The sequence below is a fragment of the Paenibacillus elgii NBRC 100335 genome (genome assembly GCF_004000865.1).
GTDB classification, from domain to species: Bacteria; Bacillota; Bacilli; order Paenibacillales; family NBRC-103111; genus Paenibacillus_G; species Paenibacillus_G elgii.
On record NZ_BIMB01000053.1, the window covers coordinates 1 to 18,076 of the forward strand.

The 18,076-nt window shown below is 56.9% G+C and carries 12 protein-coding genes; 3 read left to right on the forward strand and 9 right to left on the reverse strand.

The window, feature by feature from the left end:
• The 4 genes from zapA to PEL01S_RS27870 all read right to left on the reverse strand — a co-directional run.
• Nucleotides 1–1,118 (reverse strand): cell division protein ZapA (zapA, locus tag PEL01S_RS27855; protein WP_164824328.1); only part of this gene is annotated, 1,118 nt, incomplete at its 3' end.
• Between the two features lie 121 nt (nucleotides 1,119–1,239).
• A complete protein-coding gene (pheT, locus tag PEL01S_RS27860) occupies nucleotides 1,240–3,690 on the reverse strand; it encodes a phenylalanine--tRNA ligase subunit beta (RefSeq protein WP_063183619.1) in 2,451 nt (816 codons plus the stop codon).
• Between the two features lie 23 nt (nucleotides 3,691–3,713).
• Nucleotides 3,714–4,748 (reverse strand): phenylalanine--tRNA ligase subunit alpha, encoded by a 1,035-nt coding sequence (gene pheS / locus PEL01S_RS27865; protein ID WP_127462581.1) that lies wholly within the window; start codon nucleotides 4,746–4,748, stop codon nucleotides 3,714–3,716.
• Nucleotides 4,749–5,196: 448 nt separating this feature from the next.
• On the reverse strand, nucleotides 5,197–5,580 hold the full coding sequence (locus tag PEL01S_RS27870) for a nuclear transport factor 2 family protein (protein WP_127462582.1): 384 nt from the start codon (nucleotides 5,578–5,580) through the stop codon (nucleotides 5,197–5,199).
• A 467-nt stretch (nucleotides 5,581–6,047) separates the two neighbouring features.
• Between PEL01S_RS27870 and PEL01S_RS27875 the strand changes: the two genes are divergently transcribed.
• The gene (locus PEL01S_RS27875) at nucleotides 6,048–6,506 is read left to right on the forward strand and encodes a carboxymuconolactone decarboxylase family protein (protein ID WP_127462583.1); all 459 of its coding nucleotides are present in this window, start codon (nucleotides 6,048–6,050) and stop codon (nucleotides 6,504–6,506) included.
• A gap of 188 nt (nucleotides 6,507–6,694) precedes the next feature.
• Here the strand turns inward: PEL01S_RS27875 and PEL01S_RS27880 are convergent, their stop codons facing one another.
• The 3 genes from PEL01S_RS27880 to PEL01S_RS27890 all read right to left on the reverse strand — a co-directional run bounded on the left by PEL01S_RS27880 (nucleotide 6,695) and on the right by PEL01S_RS27890 (nucleotide 12,841).
• Nucleotides 6,695–8,191, reverse strand: a complete 1,497-nt coding sequence (locus PEL01S_RS27880) for a Kelch repeat-containing protein (protein ID WP_127462584.1) — start codon at nucleotides 8,189–8,191, stop codon at nucleotides 6,695–6,697.
• Nucleotides 8,192–8,439: 248 nt separating this feature from the next.
• On the reverse strand, nucleotides 8,440–11,700 hold the full coding sequence (locus PEL01S_RS27885) for an alpha-mannosidase (protein ID WP_127462585.1): 3,261 nt from the start codon (nucleotides 11,698–11,700) through the stop codon (nucleotides 8,440–8,442).
• Nucleotides 11,701–11,818: 118 nt separating this feature from the next.
• Nucleotides 11,819–12,841 carry a LacI family DNA-binding transcriptional regulator gene (locus PEL01S_RS27890; protein WP_063183626.1) on the reverse strand — a complete coding sequence of 341 codons (1,023 nt, stop codon included), beginning with the start codon at nucleotides 12,839–12,841 and terminating at the stop codon, nucleotides 11,819–11,821.
• A gap of 358 nt (nucleotides 12,842–13,199) precedes the next feature.
• Between PEL01S_RS27890 and efeB the strand changes: the two genes are divergently transcribed.
• Both efeB and PEL01S_RS27900 read left to right on the forward strand, forming a co-directional pair.
• Nucleotides 13,200–14,513 (forward strand): iron uptake transporter deferrochelatase/peroxidase subunit, encoded by a 1,314-nt coding sequence (gene efeB / locus PEL01S_RS27895; protein WP_063183627.1) that lies wholly within the window; start codon nucleotides 13,200–13,202, stop codon nucleotides 14,511–14,513.
• A gap of 147 nt (nucleotides 14,514–14,660) precedes the next feature.
• Nucleotides 14,661–15,302 carry a hypothetical protein gene (locus PEL01S_RS27900; RefSeq protein ID WP_063183629.1) on the forward strand — a complete coding sequence of 214 codons (642 nt, stop codon included), beginning with the start codon at nucleotides 14,661–14,663 and terminating at the stop codon, nucleotides 15,300–15,302.
• 79 nt (nucleotides 15,303–15,381) lie between these two features.
• On the opposite strand, the gene PEL01S_RS27905 is transcribed toward PEL01S_RS27900, so the two are convergent.
• Together PEL01S_RS27905 and PEL01S_RS27910 are read right to left on the reverse strand one after the other, a co-directional pair.
• Nucleotides 15,382–16,767 (reverse strand): cobyrinic acid a,c-diamide synthase CobB, encoded by a 1,386-nt coding sequence (locus tag PEL01S_RS27905; RefSeq protein ID WP_063183631.1) that lies wholly within the window; start codon nucleotides 16,765–16,767, stop codon nucleotides 15,382–15,384.
• 75 nt (nucleotides 16,768–16,842) lie between these two features.
• Entirely contained in the window at nucleotides 16,843–18,045 is a 1,203-nt protein-coding gene (locus tag PEL01S_RS27910) for a cobalt-precorrin 5A hydrolase (protein WP_239551395.1), read from the reverse strand.
• Between the last annotated feature and the right edge of the window lie 31 nt (nucleotides 18,046–18,076).

Below are 18,076 nucleotides of genomic sequence, written 5' to 3' on the forward strand. Positions count from 1 at the left end.
TCCGCTGCCGCCGCTTCCTCGCGGCTGCGTTCCCGCTCAGCCGCTAGCTGCCGCTCCAGCTCCGCCTGCTGCGCCTCCGCTGCGCGCGCCTGCTCCGCAAGCATCGCCTCCGCTGCGGCTGCTTGCTCCCGAAGCTCGCGTTCCTTCGCTTCGCTCAGCTCCTGCAGCTCGTTATAAAGCGCCACCTGCAGCTCAATCTCCTGCTGCTGACCGGAGAGCTGCTCCTGCAGCCCGTCGAGCTGGTCGCTCAGCTCGGCGTACTGCTGTTCCCGCTCCGCGAGCCGCTTCGCCGTCTCGCCGCGCGTCTGCTCGGTCGCCTGCAGCCGCTGCTCCAGCTCGCTTGCGCGCTTCTCCTGCGCCGTCAGCCGCTCTTGCGTCTGACGCTCCGCTTCCGCCTGCTTGCTCAGCTGTGCTTCCTGCGAAGCGATCTTCGCCCGCAGGCCATCCCGCTCCTTAGCCTGCTCGGCCGATCGGCGCTCAAGCTCCTGCTTCGCTTGCTCCAGCTCACGAATCCGCTGCCCGCGGCGCTCCGCCTCCTGCGCTTCGGCTGCGCAGCGCCCCTCGAACTCGCGTGCCCGTTCCAGCGTCTCGGCCAGCTTGCGTTCCAACTCGCCGCTCAGCTCTAGCTGGCCGTTCAACCGTTCCCGGCTTTCGGCAAGCTCGCTATCGAGCGTGGACAAACGGTCGCGAAGCGGTTCCAGCTCGGCCCGCAGCGCTGCCGCTTCCGACTCGGCGCGTTCCCGCGAAGCCTGCTGCTCTCCGCGCTCTGCTTCGAGCTTAGCCAGCCGTTCACGCTCCGTCTCCATCTCCTGCTGAAGCTGCGCATGGCGCTCGCTTAACCGTTCCAGCTCTTCGCTCGCCTGCTCGAGCTGCCGCTGACGTTCCAATACCGATTCAAAATCCTGACGCATCCGGCTCCATTCGTCCGCCATATTGACGGCCGCGAGCACTGCGATTTTAGGCAAATCAAGCCGCGGGCTGCTCTCCGCGATCTTGTGCATTTGATCGTTCACCAGAGCGGCCACTTGCTTTATATAGGAAGGGCTGGATTTTGAAACCAGCTTGTACTGGGTACCATAAATATCGACGGTCATCCGGACTTTGTCTTCACCGCTCATGCGCCTTGCTCCCCTTTCCGAAACACAAAAAAAAGATTCTCCGTATCCTATAGACTTCGATACGGAGAATCGCTTTTCCTGCTGTCGTTTTCAGACTTTTGCCGGACAAATCACAAGGGAATTATTTCCTGAGCTCGGCGCCGAACCCTTCCTCTAGGGCCGCTACGACACGGCCGTGCAGCTCGCTGACCTCTTCGTCCGTCAACGTCCGCTCCAGCGTGCGGTAGACCAGCGAGATGGCCACGCTCTTCTTATCCGCGCCAAGCCGCTCGCCGGTGTAAATGTCGAACACCTGGATCGATTCGAGCAGGCTGCCCGCGGTTTCCCGCGCCTTGGCGAGCAGATCGCCGACAGGAACGCTGCGGTCCACGACGAGCGCCATATCCCGGCCGATTGCCGGGAATCGAGGCAGCGGACGGTAGGCAAAGCTTTCGTTTGCCAATTGCGCGAGTGTATCCAGCTCGACTTCGAGGACATACGTATCCGCAAGGTCCTTTTGCTGCTGAAGCGCCGGGTGAAGCTGGCCGATCGTTCCGATGGCCCGGCTGCCGCTCGGTGTTTCGACAACGATCTGCGCCGTCCGTCCCGGATGGAAGCCTTCCGGCTGGGCGGCCTCGTACCGAACGCCGTCGATTCCGAGATAGGACACTACCCCTTCGAAAATACCCTTCAAATCATAAAAGTCGACATCGGCCGGCTTGCCGGTCCAATGCAGCTCGCTTCGTTTGCCGGTCATGAGGATGGCAAGCTGCAGCTTTTCTTCCGGTAGATGGCTCAACTGCGCATCTCCGGTAACGAATACGCGGCCGATTTCGAACACGGCGACATCGTCCTGATTCCGGTTCCGGTTATATACCGCCACGTCGAGCAAATGCGGGATCAGGCTCGTACGCAGCACGCTGCGGTCCTCGCTCATCGGCATTGCCAGAGCAATCGGCTTCGCGTCCGGGTAAGCGCCCGCATATTGGCGGATTTGCTCCGGATGCGTGAACGTGTACGTAATCGCCTCGTGCAGGCCGCTGCCCGTCAGCAGCGTCCGAGTCAAGCGGCGGATCGCCTGCTCCCGGGTAAGCGCGCCCGGCGTCGTTACCACGTTCATCAGCGTGGTCGGAATGTTGTCGTAGCCGTGCAGACGGGCCACTTCCTCGATCAGATCGACGGCGCGGGTAATATCGCCGCGGCGGCTTGGCACATGCACCAGCAGTCCGTCCTGCTCCAATGGCTCGACTGTGAAGTTCAACCGTTCGAAGATCGCTTTTACTTCTTCAACCGACAACTCCGTGCCAAGATACCCGTTGATGCGGCTTACGGTCAACTCGATTTGCACCGGTTTGCGCTCTCCTGCCACCGCTTCAACGATGCCGGACGCTACTTGGCCGCCGGCCAGCTCGGCGATGAGAGCCGCTGCGCGGTTCAGCGCAGGAATAACCGCTTCCGGATTCGCTTCCTTCTCGAAGCGCAGCGACGCTTCCGAACGAAGCCCGAGCTGACGCGACGTTTTGCGGACCGAGGAACCGGCAAAGTTGGCCGACTCCAGCAGGATCCGCGTCGTTCCGTCCGATACTTCGGAGTTCGCTCCGCCCATGACGCCCGCGATCGCGACCGGCTTCACCCCGTCGGTGATCAGCAGCATATGCGGCTCCAAGGTCCGCTCCGCATCGTCCAGCGTCACGAGCTTCTCGCCTTCGCGGGCAAGCCGCACGTCGATATGGCCGTTGTTCAGCTGATCCGCATCGAACGCGTGCAGAGGCTGGCCGTATTCGAACATGACGAAGTTGGTCACATCCACGATATTGTTGATCGGACGCACGCCGGCAGCCATCAGGCGGTTTTGCAGCCAAAGCGGCGACGGCCCGATTTTCACGCCTTCGATCAGACGCGCCGCGTAATGCGAGCATTGCTCTTTCGCCGAAATTTCTACGGAAATCCGGTCCGCCGCTTTGACGGCTGCCGCGCTGTCGCTCAAGCCCGCTTCCGCATCCGGCAGCTTCACCCCGCGGCCCAGAATCGCCCCGATCTCATAGGCTGCGCCCAGCATGCTGAGGCAGTCGGAACGGTTCGGCGTCAGGTCGAAGTCCATCACTTCGTCGTCTAACGCAAGAACGTCAAGGATGCTTGCGCCGACCTGCGTATCCTCCGGCAGCACCAGAATGCCTTCTTGAATTTCCTTCGGTAGCAGCTTGTCGTTCAAGCCAAGCTCCTTGGCGGAGCAGATCATGCCTTGCGACTCGACGCCGCGCAGCTTCGCCCGCTTGATGACGAGGCCGTCCGGCAGCTTCGCGCCGACGATGGCGACGGGCACCTTTTGCCCTGCGGCTACGTTTTTGGCCCCGCACACGATTTGGAGATCCTCGCCTTGACCTACGTCGACAATACAGACGCTCAGTTTATCGGCGTCGGGATGCTTTTCGCGCGATTTGACGAAACCGACAAACACCTGCGTTACGCCTTTGTTACGGCTTTCCACGATATCAACTTCAATGCCGCTGCGGGTCAGCTTTTCCGCCAGCTCGGCGGCCGAATAGCCGCTGACATCCACATACTGCGACAACCATTGGTAAGATACTTTCATGATTTAGCCCACGCTCCTCTCGCTTACAAATGCACGAACTGCTTCAAGAAGCGCAGATCGTTCGTATAGAAATGCCGGATATCTTCAATGTCGTACTTCAGCATAGCCACCCGCTCGACGCCAAGGCCGAACGCAAAGCCGCTGTATACTTCCGGATCGTAGCCCGCCATCTCCAGCACGCGCGGATGCACCATGCCGGAGCCAAGAATTTCAAGCCAGCCGGTATGCTTGCACACCCGACAGCCTTCGCCGCCGCACATCGCGCAGGTGACGTCGACCTCGGCACTCGGCTCCGTGAACGGGAAAAAGCTCGGGCGCATCCGGATTTGCGTCTGCTTCCCGAACAGTTCCTGCACGAATTGCAGCAGCGTCCCCTTCAAATCGCTCATGCGGATGCCCTTGTCGATCACGAGACCTTCGATCTGCGTGAACATGTGGGAATGCGTCGCATCGTCGTCGTCGCGGCGATATACGCGTCCCGGACAAATGATTTTGACCGGCACATGGCCTTTCATTTTCTCCATCGTACGGACCTGCACCGGAGACGTGTGCGTGCGCATCAAGATTTCGTCGGTAATATAGAACGAATCCTGCATGTCGCGGGCCGGGTGGTTTTTCGGCAGGTTGAGCGCTTCGAAGTTGTAGTAATCCTGCTCCACCTCTGGACCTTCGGCTACCGTATAGCCCATGCCGATGAAAATGTCTTCGATCTCCTCGATCACTTTGCTGATCGGATGCACCGCGCCGCGCGCCGCCGGACGACCCGGCAGAGTCACGTCGATCCGCTCCGCCGCAAGCCGGGCATTCGTCTCCGCCTCGTTGTATGCCACCTGCTTCGCCTCGATGACTTCCTCAATCGCGCCGCGAACCTCGTTAGCCACCTGACCGATGACCGGACGCTCCTCCGCGCTCAAAGCTCCCATCCCGCGCAAAATTTCCGTCAGCGGGCCTTTTTTGCCCAAATACTTGATCCGAAGGTCGGCAAGCTGCTGCTGGTTTTCCACTTGAGCCAGCTCACGCAGCGCTTCTTCCTTCAGTGTAAGCAATCGTTCTTTCATGCCTGCATTCCCTCCTTGTATGATTTCCGCCTGCGCCGTGTCCGCGAACGCAAAAAAGGCTTTTCCATCCCGGTAAGGGACGAAAAAGCCGTGGTACCACCCTTGTTTCAGAAGACAGGCTAAGCCGCCTGAAGTCTTCTTCCTTCATTGAACGTAACGGTTCGGGAACTTGCGTTCTGGACCGGTTCCTCCTACTTGCCGACGGATCGAATGGACCGCGCGGTTTCAAAGGACTGCTCGGGAGCGAACTTCGGCAGCCTGGTTCTTTGGACACGCTCTCAATCTCCGGCGTCTCCTCCCTGTCAAGAGGCACTGCTTACTTTTCTCCGTCAACGCATTTGGCAGTATTCAGTATATGAGAAGTATTATATGCAAACCGGCGGCCGAATGCAAGCGCAAACGGCGCAGTTCACAGCATGTTCATGTGAGAAGTAAGATGACGGTGAAGTTATGAACGGTCCTCGATGGCGGAGATTTTTCCGTCTTGAAAAGCAAACCGCGAGCTTCCCCGTAATTTGATCGTCTCACCAGCCTTCGGCCCGCCCGGGCGATCGGTACCGAGCGTGCCTTCGTAGTCGATTTCAACGTCAACCTGGTCCTCGTGAAACCGGAAGGTCAGCACCTTTTGGCAGCGGCTCTCGAATATAGCGGCCGATTGCACGGCCAAATTTCTAAACGCTTCGATTCCCGCCGTCTCCGCGGTCACCTCGCCGTTCGATACGTTGCGAAACCGGACCTCCTCGTGCAAAAGCGACACTATACCGTCAACATCAAAGGAATTGTAATACCGGATGTAGGCGCGGATCATCGCTTCTTTTTGCTCGTTGTTCATAGAATATTCCTCCGATTCGATTATGTGTGAATTCGACCACGCAAAAAAGGCTTTTCCATCCCGGTAAGGGACGAAAAAGCCGTGGTACCACCCTTGTTTCGGAAGACCGGCTATGCCGCCTGGAGTCTTCCTCTTCATTGAACGTAACGGTTCGGGAACTTGCGTTCGGACCGGTTCCCCCTACTTGCCGACGGGTCGGATGGACCGCGCGGTTTCAAAGGACTGCTCGGGAGCGAACTTCGGCAGCCTGGTTCCTCGGACACGCTCTCAATCTCCGGCGTCTCCTCCCTGTGAAGAAGCACTGCTTACTTTTCTCCGTCAACGCATTTGGCGTATGGAATTAAAAGGTATTATAAGTCAAACGGCGGGAAAGCTGCAAGCGGAAAATGATCCGGTCACAAAAAAAATTGCTGCATCGTCTTAGGAGTGTAAGCAAGCAGAAAACAAAACCAAAGGAGCGGATTTCCATGAAAGTAAGAATGAATCATTACGAAGTGAACCCGAAAGCGTATGAAACGATGCTCGGCTTGGAGAAATTTGCCGCAAGCGGGCTGGACCACACGCTCTATGAGTTGATCAAAATCCGGGCGTCGCAGATCAACGGCTGCGCTTTTTGCCTGGATATGCATACGGAGGCGCTGCTGAAAGTGAGCGGCAACGAACGCCGGATTCATCTCATTAGCGTTTGGCGGGAATCGCCGTTTTTCACGGAAGCGGAACGGGCAGCTCTTGAGCTGACGGAAGCCGTGACGCTGATCTCGGACGGCGGAGTGCCGCAAAGCTTGTACGAGCGGGTACGCGAGCATTTCGACGAAAAACAGTATGTCGCGCTGATCATGGCTATCGTAACGATCAACAGCTGGAACCGGCTTGCCATCTCCACCGGCATGTTCCCGGGCTGCCTCGACCCCCAGTCGGGCAAGTAAAATAGAACCGCATCAAGTCCGTCAGCGAAAAATATATTTTGACCGATTAGGCGGACGGCCGGTACGTGTATTGGGAATACGAAGGCTCGCTTGACGATATCGCCAGGCGTCTGGCTGACGCCGGAGTTTTGATTTAAAACAACAAAGACACACAAAAGAGCCGCGGTTGCGGCTCTTTTAATCATTACTTAGTCTTTCTGCACATATTCGTTTACTTCATAGGTTAAGACTTTATCGTAAATGATATAATCCTTCCGGCTTACAAAGGGGCCTCTATTATTGTTATGTTTATCAATAGCATACGAAACTGGGCCTGTACCGGACGCTTTTGCTTCATACCAATTAATAAATGCTTGAACTTCAGCCAAGCTTAGATCAAATTCTTTCTCAAGGCCATTATTCATCGTTACAACAAGCAGCGCCCGTTTTGTCTGAGAAGCTTGTGGTGTTGCCGATGCCTCATTTGAAACTCCGCTTTCTCCAATGCTATTAACGGCATAAACAACATAGTAGTAGGTAGTTCCGTTAATAACGTCTTTATCTAAATAAGTATTATTTCCGCTATACACGTTTGTTGCTACTGTCGTATAGGGACCTCCGGGAGTTAAGGACCTTTTAATAGTATAACTTGACGCTCCTTCAGAACTGGTCCAGTTTAAAGAAACGGAAGCGTCCCCGCCGGTTGCCGTAAGATTCAACGGAGCAGAGGGTGCTTCACCATAAACTTCCACACTTCCAACAGCATTATTGGATGAATTAGTACTGCTTCCACCAACTACATAGATTTTTCCATTATAAGTCACAACGCCCAAACCGCTTCTAACATGATTCAATTTAGCTTGTGGTGTCCATGTATTTGTTTTCGGATCATATGCTTCAACGGTATTTGTTTCATAGCCTTGATTATTTCCGCCAATGGCAAATATTTTTCCTGAGAAAACTACGGCATTACCCGCCCCTCTATATCCAGACATATTCAGTTTTGATGTCCATTTATCAGTAGCCGGATTATATTCTTGAAAGCTGTTTAACGAAACGTTGGTCGAATTGTCTATCAATCTTCCGCCTACTAAATAAATTTTATCATTCAATACTACGGCAGCAGAACCATGAATCGCTGTAGGCATATTGGATTTTGAAGTCCAGGTATCGGTGGCCGGGTCATATACATCTACGTTTGTGACTGACCTTATACCTGTAGTCATGCCACCAAAAAGATAAATTTTATTATTGTATACCACAGCAGATCTTAAACCTAGATCTGAAGGCATGCTCGCTTTAGTGGACCAAGTATCCGTCGAAGGATTATACATCTCTACCGTTTTTAACGAAGATCCCCCAGTCCAAGTAAAAAAATTGCCGTTATAACCACCGAATACGTAAATATTACCGTTGTAGACAACCGATGCAGCCGATGAACGGGCGGTCGGCATTTTGGATTTTGTTTCCCAGCTATTCGTGCTTATATCATATACTTGAATGTCTTGATATGAAGCCGATCCGGCTGAGCCTCCGATGGCATAGATTTTCCCATTGACTTCAACAGTCGCTGCTGCAGCTCTCGGATTAGGCATATTCGATTCGATTTTCCATGTTCCTGCGGCATCGGCTAAAGCTATATTGCTGAACAAAAAAATACATGATACCAAAAATAAAAATGAAAAGTATCCTTTTTCAAACTTCATAAGCACTTTCCTCCATATTTTGTATTTGCACTTTCCTCGAATAGGATAATACAAATTTCTACATTTATTGTCTAAACATATATGCCCATATTATTATATTTTTGTATATAATTTTAATTTTGACTTAAATTTGGCTGTTTTTTTGATTAATTACTCTTCAATAACTGAAGTTCGTATACTAAAACTCTTGCTACTTTATCGGGGAAAAGCGATTGCTTCTCCCCTATTCTAAGTCAGCTCGATTGCTGTTATTGCATCTGCAACAGCAGCGTCTTAATCTCGTACGGCTTGATGGCAAAAGCGACCGTGCTCCCATCCTGCCTCTCGCCTGCCGGGCGTTCCATCAGGTCCAGCTCCTGCCAAGCCTCGACCGGCAGATCGCTTGCCAGCTTCACCTCGCCCCGGATTCCGGCGAACTCGTGCAGCCGCACGATGACGGCTTCGCGGTCTTCGGCCTTTTTGACCGCATCGATCATGACATGCCCTGATGCGCCGCCAGACAAGGAAAGCAGCGATAAGGCGCTCCGCTCCGGCTTGCCGTATACGGCGGTCACCGGATTGTTCAGCGACCATGCCTCCTGCACGGTTCGGCCTTGATGCCAGTCTCCTTCGTGCGGCAGCAGCGCGTATGTGAACCGGTGCTCTCCTTGATCGGCACGCGGGTCCGGCACCATCGCCGATTTGATTAGCGACAGGCGCATGACGTTATCCTTAACGTCATAGCCGTATTTGCAGTCGTTCAGCAGGCTGACACCGTAATTGCGCTCGGACAGATCGGCCCACTGATGGCCGACCGTTTCGAAACGCGCATAATCCCAGCTCGTGTTCCAATGCGTCGGACGCTTGACGTTTCCGAATTGAATGTCGTACGTCGCTTCGGTGGCGCGGATCTCAACCGGAAAAGCGACCTTGAGCAGCTTCCGCTGCTCGTGCCAATCGACGTTCGTCACAAAGTCGATCCTGCGGCTGGCTGCATACAAAATCATGTCCTGCGCAACGATCGATTGCCGGTACGTCCATTCGGAATGCACGACCGCCCGGACAGGGCCGGTTTCCGTCACCTCGGCCCGCGTCAGGACGCCGACCGTCTCCATTTTTTCCCGATAAAAAATGTCAATGTCCCAAGCCTCGTGACGTCCCTTCGGCTTATCCTCGAACACTTGCAGCACGTTGCCCGCTTGCCCCTTTGCCAGCACTTCTCGCTCTGCGGCCTTATCGTAAAGACGCGTCAGCTGACCTTGTTCGTTCCATTCGATGTCATAGAACGGCGTGGACAAGCTGCTGGCCCCGATCTGAAAAGGCGAGCTTCCAGTTTCCGGCCCGGCCTCGCCGGCTTCAAACTGCAGGACAGCGTAGCCCATGGACGGCAGACTGTCCGCATTGATGAGCCAATCGCTACCCGATCGCTGAGACGCAAGCGTGCGGCCTTGAACGTTCCGCCAGCAGCCCTGCTCCATGCCGGGACGAGCTGTCAGGCGGACAATATCGACCCGCTCCCAGGACGCTCCGTTAAACAGTGTGGCATGGCAGACGTCCGGCACACCGGATTCATCGGAGACTTGCTTGGCGGATTCCGGGAACGCCGATTCGAAAGACACAGCCGGCGTACCGCTTTCCGCTTCTGCAGGATGTCCGGCCGCCGATGCTCCGTCAGGGATCAATCGTTCGGCCGCCCGTATCCATGCATTGCTGCCGATACCGAACGCTTCGGCGTATTCCTCCCGGCAGTCCTCGTACACTTCGCCAATCGACGAGCCGGGGATGATATCGTGAAACTGGTTGCGCAAAATGATTTTCCAGCCCTCGTATAGACGGTTTTGCGGGTAGCTTGACCAACCTGCCCCGTCCAGCGCGACGAGCACACTCAGCCACTCCGTTTCACGGTACAACAGCTCCAGCTTCCGGTTCGCCCGCTTATTGTAGGCTTGGCTCGTGTAGGTCCCCCGATGAAGCTCCAAGTATAGCTCCCCGTCCCACGTATGGACATACCGATCGGTGGCAGCCATTCGCTCTTGCAGCTGGGCAAAATAGTCGTCTACCCGTCCCGTCGTGACATGCGGCAATCCGGGCATCGACTCCAGCCTGCGGCGCATCTCCAGCATTTCGCGGTTCACGCCGCCTCCGCCATCCCCATAGCCGTAAGACAGCAGCAGGTGCCGATTCAACTCCTTGTCTCGGTAGCCTTCCCAGATCCCCTGCACGGAGTCGGGGGTAACGCTGCCGTTATACGTGTAATAGAAGGCTCCTTCGTCACCACCCGGGTCCGGTGTCGTGATGAAATGGGTCAATACCTCGCTGCCGTCGATCCCCCGCCAACGGAACGTATCGTGCGGCATGCGGTTGTACTGGTTCCAGCTGATTTTCGTCGTCATGAACATGTCGATGCCGGACTTCTTCAATATTTGCGGCAGCGCCCAGCTGTAGCCGAACACGTCCGGCAGCCACAGGTAGCGGCATTCGACACCGAACTGCTCCCGGAAAAAGCGCATGCCGTACAGCAGCTGGCGAACCAGCGACTCGCCCGATGTCAAGTTGCAGTCCGCTTCGAGCCACATCGCGCCGCCCGCTTCCCAGCGCCCTTCGGCGACCCGCTCGCGGATTTGCTCATACAGCGTTGGGTAATCGGTTTGCAAGTACTCGTAAAGCTGCGGCTGCGTTTGCAAAAAGACGTAATCCGGGTACATCTCCATCAAGCGGAGCACGGTGGAGAACGAGCGCGCCGCCTTCTCGCGCGTATGCTTCAGCCTCCACAGCCAGGCGACGTCGATGTGCGTATGCCCGATACAGCGGACCGTAACCGAATGGTGCTTGGGGATATCGTCCAGCTGCTGGCGCAGGAGATTGCGCGCAGCTTCGAGCGAGGCATAGAACGGCTCCGAGCCGGGAGACGACCAGTCGATGAGCAGGAAAGCCCGGTCGAGCGCCGACAGCAGCTCGTGGCGTTCCGGCTGGTGCTCGCCGAGCCGTTCCACAGTTTGAAGCGCCGCACGGGCGGTGTAAAACAAGTCGTCCGCCGCTTCGTCCAGCCAACACAGCTTCGCAAGCCGGAGCCGATTCTCGATCGGAGCGGTCGGTCCGTAGCCGTTCAGTCCGGACCACAGCCGGAAGCGGAAGCACACCGTGGTGCCTGCGGCGTCCGGCGGGAGGAACACTTCGCCGTGGTTCGTATCTACCCCCTGATAAGGCTCCCCGTTCAAAAACAGCAGCGACTCGAAGCCGCTGTTGCCGCCCCCGCCCGTGCGGCCGAAATCGAAGCGGCCGAGTATTTTTTTGCCCGACCAAGCGGCAGGAATCTCCGCTTCGAAGGCAAGCCACATATACAGATCACGCCCCGTCCACCGGTCGCCAATCTGCACAGGCTCCCATTCGCCTTCCTCCGATGGATAGGCGGCGATCCTTCCCTCTGCGTCAAACAGCCGCGACATGGCGGTTACGTCTCTCTCATCGCGGTAGCGGAACAGGTCCAGCTCCCGGATGCGCGCAGCAAGCTTTTCTTCCGTCCATAACATGACGATCATCCCTTCTCAGTGCAAAATGAATGGTTAAAGCATGTTATAACACGTGTTATATTACGACAAAAAAATAATGTATTACAAAGCAGCCGATGCTCTGCGGCCGGCACGGGAGCTACAAGCTTTCCCGCGCCATCAGCTTGGCCGGCAGCCATATGCGGGCTGTATCGGTCCGTTCCCTCCGCTCCTCGATGTATTCGATCAGCCGATTTCCCGCAGCTTCGCCCATTTCCGCATAAGGTACCTCTACGGCGCTTAGCGAGGGCACCAGTCCCGCATTCATCCGTTCCGTATTGTCCGCAGCCATAACGAAAAAATCTTGACCGATGCGCATCCCTGTCTCGAAAGCGGCACGGTACAAAGACACCGCCGCACGCGACCAGTTCGTCAAACAGCAGGGCGCTTCGGGCCCGCCACGCAGCAGCTCCCGCCACCAGCCGCTGTCCTCCGGCCATTCGGCTTGCGGCTTTACCCGAATGCGCGGCTCCATGCCCCGCTCCCGCATCCAATCGGCGTAAGCCTCCGTCCGCTGGCGATCCCCCCAGTTCGGCCGATGCTCGGGACCGTTGTACAGCTCAACATAGGTCAACGGCTTGCCGAGCTTGCTCCACGCATAATCGAGCGCGGTCCGGATGCTTTGGGCATAGTCCATCTGTACGGAAGCTACCTCCGCGGCTTCCGGATACCCCTCCACCGACACGTAGGGAATGCGGTGGCGTTCGACTTGCTGCCGCCATTCGTCGTCCTGAAAACTCGTCGAGTCCTTGGTGACGATACCGTCGATCCGGCGCTGCAGGAACAGCTCCACCAAACCTTGCCGATCCGAGGCAAGCTGGGTGCCGCCGTATAGCAGGACGTGGTACCCTTGCTCGGCGCAAGCCTTTTGCAGCCCTTCCAGCATTTGTGCGAACAGCGGATTGCGCAGATCGCCGCAAGCCGCGATGCAGCGGCTGCGTCCGGTACGCATCCCTTGGGCCTGCGCATCGACGACGTAATTCAGCTCCTCGATCGCCTGCAGCACGGCCCGCCGCTTCTCCTCGCTGACGCCAATCCCCGGCGTACCGTTAAGCACCGCAGAGACGACGCTGCGGGAGACGCCGGCTTTTGCCGCCACGTCAAAGCTTGTTACGCGTTTCAAGATCAATCCCTCCTACGCTTAAAATAACACGTGTTATATTGGTAGTCAATTACATTTTTCAGCTTACCACCTTAGCTCCCCTTTTCAACTTATAGATCTCTGTGCCAAGATACGGCTGTCGCAAATTCGTAACATGAGACGGTTGAAAACAACTGGATTCTGAATTACTGTAAAAAAAGAAACCAATTGGTCTCTTTTTTACCCGTCTAATACAAACGTAAAAAATGCCATAATGTCGGTTAGCGCGGAAAAAGCCGCGTTTTTCAGTAGCCAGTTTCCTGCATCCGGTTGATGCCATGTTGTACCGAAATAGTACCGACTCACCGGACTTTGAAGCAAAAACAAGGGGGATTTAGTAATGATGGACAGTACGCCAGAGGAAGAAAAGAATGATGCCAGAGAGGAGCGGCCAGAAAAGGAAAGTGAATCGATCAGCCGCCGCGAGATGCTCAAGCTGACTGCCATTGCCGGAACCGGCGTTGTGCTGGGCATGAGCGGGATGGCAACCTTAATGTCTCTTAAGCACGCCGATCCGGGCCCGGGCTCCGGCATGTCAGCGACGAAGCCTCAAGAAGGGGCAAGTGACGCGATCCCTTTTTACGGTTCGCAGCAGGCCGGAATCGCCACTCCTCAGCAGCCGTACGTATGCTTCGCCGCATTCGATATTTTACATCAGGATGCCGGGGAATTATTGAAATTATTGCAAGAATGGTCTGCGGCCAGCGCTCTCATGACAGCCGGGAAGCCTTTGAGTGAAGGTGGAAACGTGACGGCACCACCGGCGGATACCGGAGAAACGAAGGGGCTTTCCCCCTCAAATCTGACTCTCACGTTCGGGTTCGGACCTACGTTGTTCCGGAGCGACGGCAAAGACCGCTTCGGCCTCGCCTCCGAGCAGCCGGCCGAGCTATCCGATATTCCGCCCATGCCCGGCGACCAGTTCAACCCGCAATGGTGCGGCGGAGATATCGGGGTGCAAGCATGCGCGGACGATCCGGGCGTCGCTTTCCATGCGATCCGCAACTTGGCCAAAGCCTCCAAGGGAACCGCGGCCATCCGGTGGGTCCAGAACGGCTACATCGGAGCGCCTGACGGGCAGACGCCGAGAAATCTTTTTGGATTCAAGGACGGCACAGCCAACCGCGAGCTTGATTCGGATGCGGCGAGATCGCAGCACGTCTGGGTATCATCGTCCGACGCGCCCGCCTGGATGGCGAACGGCACTTATTTGGTCGCGCGCAAAATTCGCATGTTTCTGGAGCCGTGGGACCGGGCCACGCTGGCCGAGCAGGAGATTACCTTCGGCCGGCTGAAGGAGAGCGGAGCTCCTTTTGGCAAAAAGAACGAATTCGCCCCCGCTCCGCTGAGCCAATTTCCGGCGAGCTCGCATGTGTGGCTGGCCCGCAGCGCGGGAACGAAAATGCTTCGTCGGGCTTATAACTACGTCGAAGGGATCGATGGTGGGACAGGCGAGTGGGATGCCGGCCTCTTTTTTATCAGCTTTCAGCGGAGCGTCAAGCAGCAGTTCATACCTATGCTATCCCTGCTTGCGAAGCTGGATGCGCTCAATAAATTCACTTCGCATGTGTCCAGCGCCGTATTCGCTTGTCCGCCCGGTGCGGGAGAAGGCGGATTTGTCGGCGAGACGCTGTTTCGCTCCGGAAATCGTTAGTTCCGGTTCGAATTCCTCTATCGCAGGAGAAACGCGGCGAGGCCATTTTTATCAGATCGTATTGCGGGTATATAATATACATAACTATACGGGTCGCAGCAAACATCAGCTAGTCCAATTTCCCATGAGAAATAGAGGTGAAGTTTCGTGCTTGTTCAAGCGGTTTTATTGGGGCTGACCCTGCTTCTCGCCCCGGTCGTATCCTACCTGCAACCGGGTTCCTCTTCACAGCCCGTATCCATTGACACGCTGGATAAAGAAGGTACCGGAACGTTATCGCCGGACGAGGCGCGGAAGGTCATTGCCAAGCAAGCAGAATCCGTCATTACAGCACTCAAGCATCAAGATATGAAGCAACTGCAGCGGTACATCCATCCGGAAAAAGGCGTCCGTTTCTCTCCCTATGCTACGATCGATGTGGAGCACGACCTGGTTTTTAAGAGCGAGCAGCTTCCGGGGCTCCCTCAAGACAAAACCGTGTATACCTGGGGAACGTATGACGGCAGCGGCGCTCCGATCCAGCTGACGTTTCAAGATTATTACAAGCGTTTCGTGTACGACCGGGACTATGCGAAGCCGGAAAAAATCGGATACAACGTGCTCGTGAAGCAAGGTAACTCGGTTATTAACATTCGCGAGGCGTATCCGAATTCGATTTTTGTCGAGACCCATTTCAGCCGCGATGCGGACCATAACGAAATGGGCTGGAGCAGCTTGAGGCTCGTTTTCCAACAGCATGCTGAGGCTTGGTATTTGGTCGGCATTGTTCATGATCAATGGACGATTTAGCCATTTTGAAGCAATAATGCCAAAAAGGGCCAATCGACGCATCGTTCGACCGACCGCCGATTAGCCCTCTTTTCACATTCTACTGGCCGTACGCTTCGCAGCATTCCAGCCAGCGTGCCACGATGCCGGGGTTCGAAGCAAAATGCAAATGCGTGTAGCCGGCCACCGTCCGATGGAGCAGGCAGCCGTCTTTTTTCACGCCGCGCAATCCCTTCGTCTCGTAAGCATGAGGCAGTTCCGACTTCGGCTCGTAGACGGAGTAATGGAATTCGTGCCCGCGGGCCGTCTCCCCCGCAGGCAGCAAAAAGTTGCCTTCCGCCCCTGTGACCTCCCGCAGTCCGAGCGCCGCCAGCTTGGTCTGCATCGTCACTTGACCCGGGACGAGGCCCAGCATCGGGTAGCTTCTCCCCTGCGTATCTCCGATCGCTCCGGTCAAATACATAAAGCCGCCGCATTCGGCCAGCGTCGGAAGTCCGCGCTCCACAGCGCTGCGGATCGAGTCTATGACCTGCGCCTGGGCGCTTAGCCGCTCGGCAAACTCCTCGGGGAACCCGCCGCCGATATACAAACCCTGTACGTTTTCTGGCAGCGGTTCGCCCGCCAGTGGCGAGAAATAGACGAGCTCCGCCCCATACAGCTCCAGCAGCTCCAAATTTTCCGGGTAATAAAAATGAAATGCGGCGTCCCGGGCAACCGCCATCCGTACGCGGTAACGGCGGGACGGCTCGGCGAACAAGCGCGGCTCCGGGACGACCGGAGGCTCAGACGCTTGCGCAAGCTCCAGCAGCCGATCCATATCGACCGTCTGATCAATCCGGTCGGCCAGCGCTTCGAACAAGCCGCCGAGCTCCCCGCGCTCGATGGATGGCACCAGCCCCAGATGCCGTTCCGGGACGGAAAGCGAGTCCTCCCGCTTCATGTATCCGATAACGGGAATACCGCATTCCTGCTCGATCGCTTCCTTTACGATCCGGTAATGCCCGTCGCTGCCGACCTTGTTGGCGAATACGGCGGCGATGCGGGCGCGCGGCTCAAGGCACTGGAAGCCTTTCACGATGGCCGCAGCGCTGCGGGCCATGCTCTGGCAGTTGACGACGAGCAGGACGGGACAATCGAGCAGCAGGCTGATTTCCGCCGTACTTCCCGTATTGGACAAAGGGTCTTTGCCATCGTAAAATCCCATCACGCCTTCGATGATCGAAATATCCGCATCCCGGGAAGCCCGGGCGTAAATTTCCTTCACCGTGTCCGGGGTCAGCATCCAGCTGTCCAAATTGCGGGACGGTCTGCCCGTCACCGCCTTATGATAGGTTGGATCGATATAATCCGGGCCGCATTTGAAGCCCTGCACCGTCATTCCCCGGCGGCGGAGCGCCGCCATGAGTCCGAGGGTGACGGTCGTTTTGCCCGCCCCGCTTCCCGTTCCGGCGACGACGAGGCTTCGGTGCGCTCTAGATTCGCTCATGAGGTTCATCGCTCCTTTCCGCTGCAAAGCTGAGATTTCCGTTTTTACTTCTATACAGCAGTCGTGTGCGTGAGCTTACTTCCCAAACGTCAGGAGGCCGACGGAAATCGTTACGTTGCCGCTTTTCTTTTTGGTCAGCACGAGCCGGTCCGAGCCGGTGTACCGTTTGGCCGCGGGCTCGCTGACTCCGTAAGCGCCGGTAAACTTGAACACCGTATCCGACGGCTCTTCCATCGACATCTCGTTCAATTCGCCCGGCGTGTAGCACTCGAGAGGCCATCCGTATTTGGCGCAGACGGCAAGGAGCCCTTCCTCGTCTTTCTTCAGATCGATCGTGCAGACCGCCTTGACGCTGCGGATCGAGAAGCGCAGCTCTTCGAGCGTCTCGCGGATCACCGCTTCGATCTCCTCCGCAGACGTTCCACGGTTGCAGCCGATGCCGAGCGCAATCACCTTCGGCCGGTACAGTACGCCGTTGGCGAGGATCGCATCCTCGTCGGCCTCAAGCAGCCGGTGTGTGACGACCAGCGCCGCCTGCGGCTCGTCCGCCAGTGCGCTCCGCACGTCGCCGTACACCCGGATCGTCTGCGGCAGCGGCGTGTCGTACAGCCACCAGTCCGGCTCGCCGGACTCCTGAACGACCGCGACGCGCTCTTCGTTGACGACGGACGCGCTGACCGGCGTCAGCTTGTCGGCCGACTCCCATGTCCAGCCGAAGCGGCGGCCGAACAGGTCGACGGCGATCGTCTTCTGGACGTCCGACGCGGTCGTCAGCACGGGTCTTGCGCCCAGCGCCGCCGCCACCTCGCGCGTCAGCTCGTTCGCCCCGCCGAGATGGCCGGACAGCACGCTGATGACGTGCTCCCCTTTATCGTCGATGACGACGATGCCTGGGTCTTTCTTTTTGTCCTCCAGCAGCGGCGCGATCATCCGGACTACCGCGCCCAGCGAGATGATGCAAATGATGCCCTTGTACGCCGGGAACAGCGCGGGAAACAGCAGCCGCACGCTGCCCTCGAACAATTGGATGCCTTTGGCCGCCTCGTCGCCTCGCGCGAATTTGGACATGTAATACACGTCCGCATGGGAAAAGGTACTCTGCAAACGGCGCGCCAGCTCCACGCCGTGCTTCGTAATGGCGACGACGGCGTAATCGCCGTTCACGCGGACCGTGGGGATTACGCCTTCTTGCAGAACAATGGGCTGAGCCCCGTCTGCCGCGGCTCCGGGTGCGTTGCTTACCGCTCCTTTCGAAGCTGCGGTCGATACCGTCACCATCCCGTTTCGCTCTCCGTCTCCGCCCTTCGCG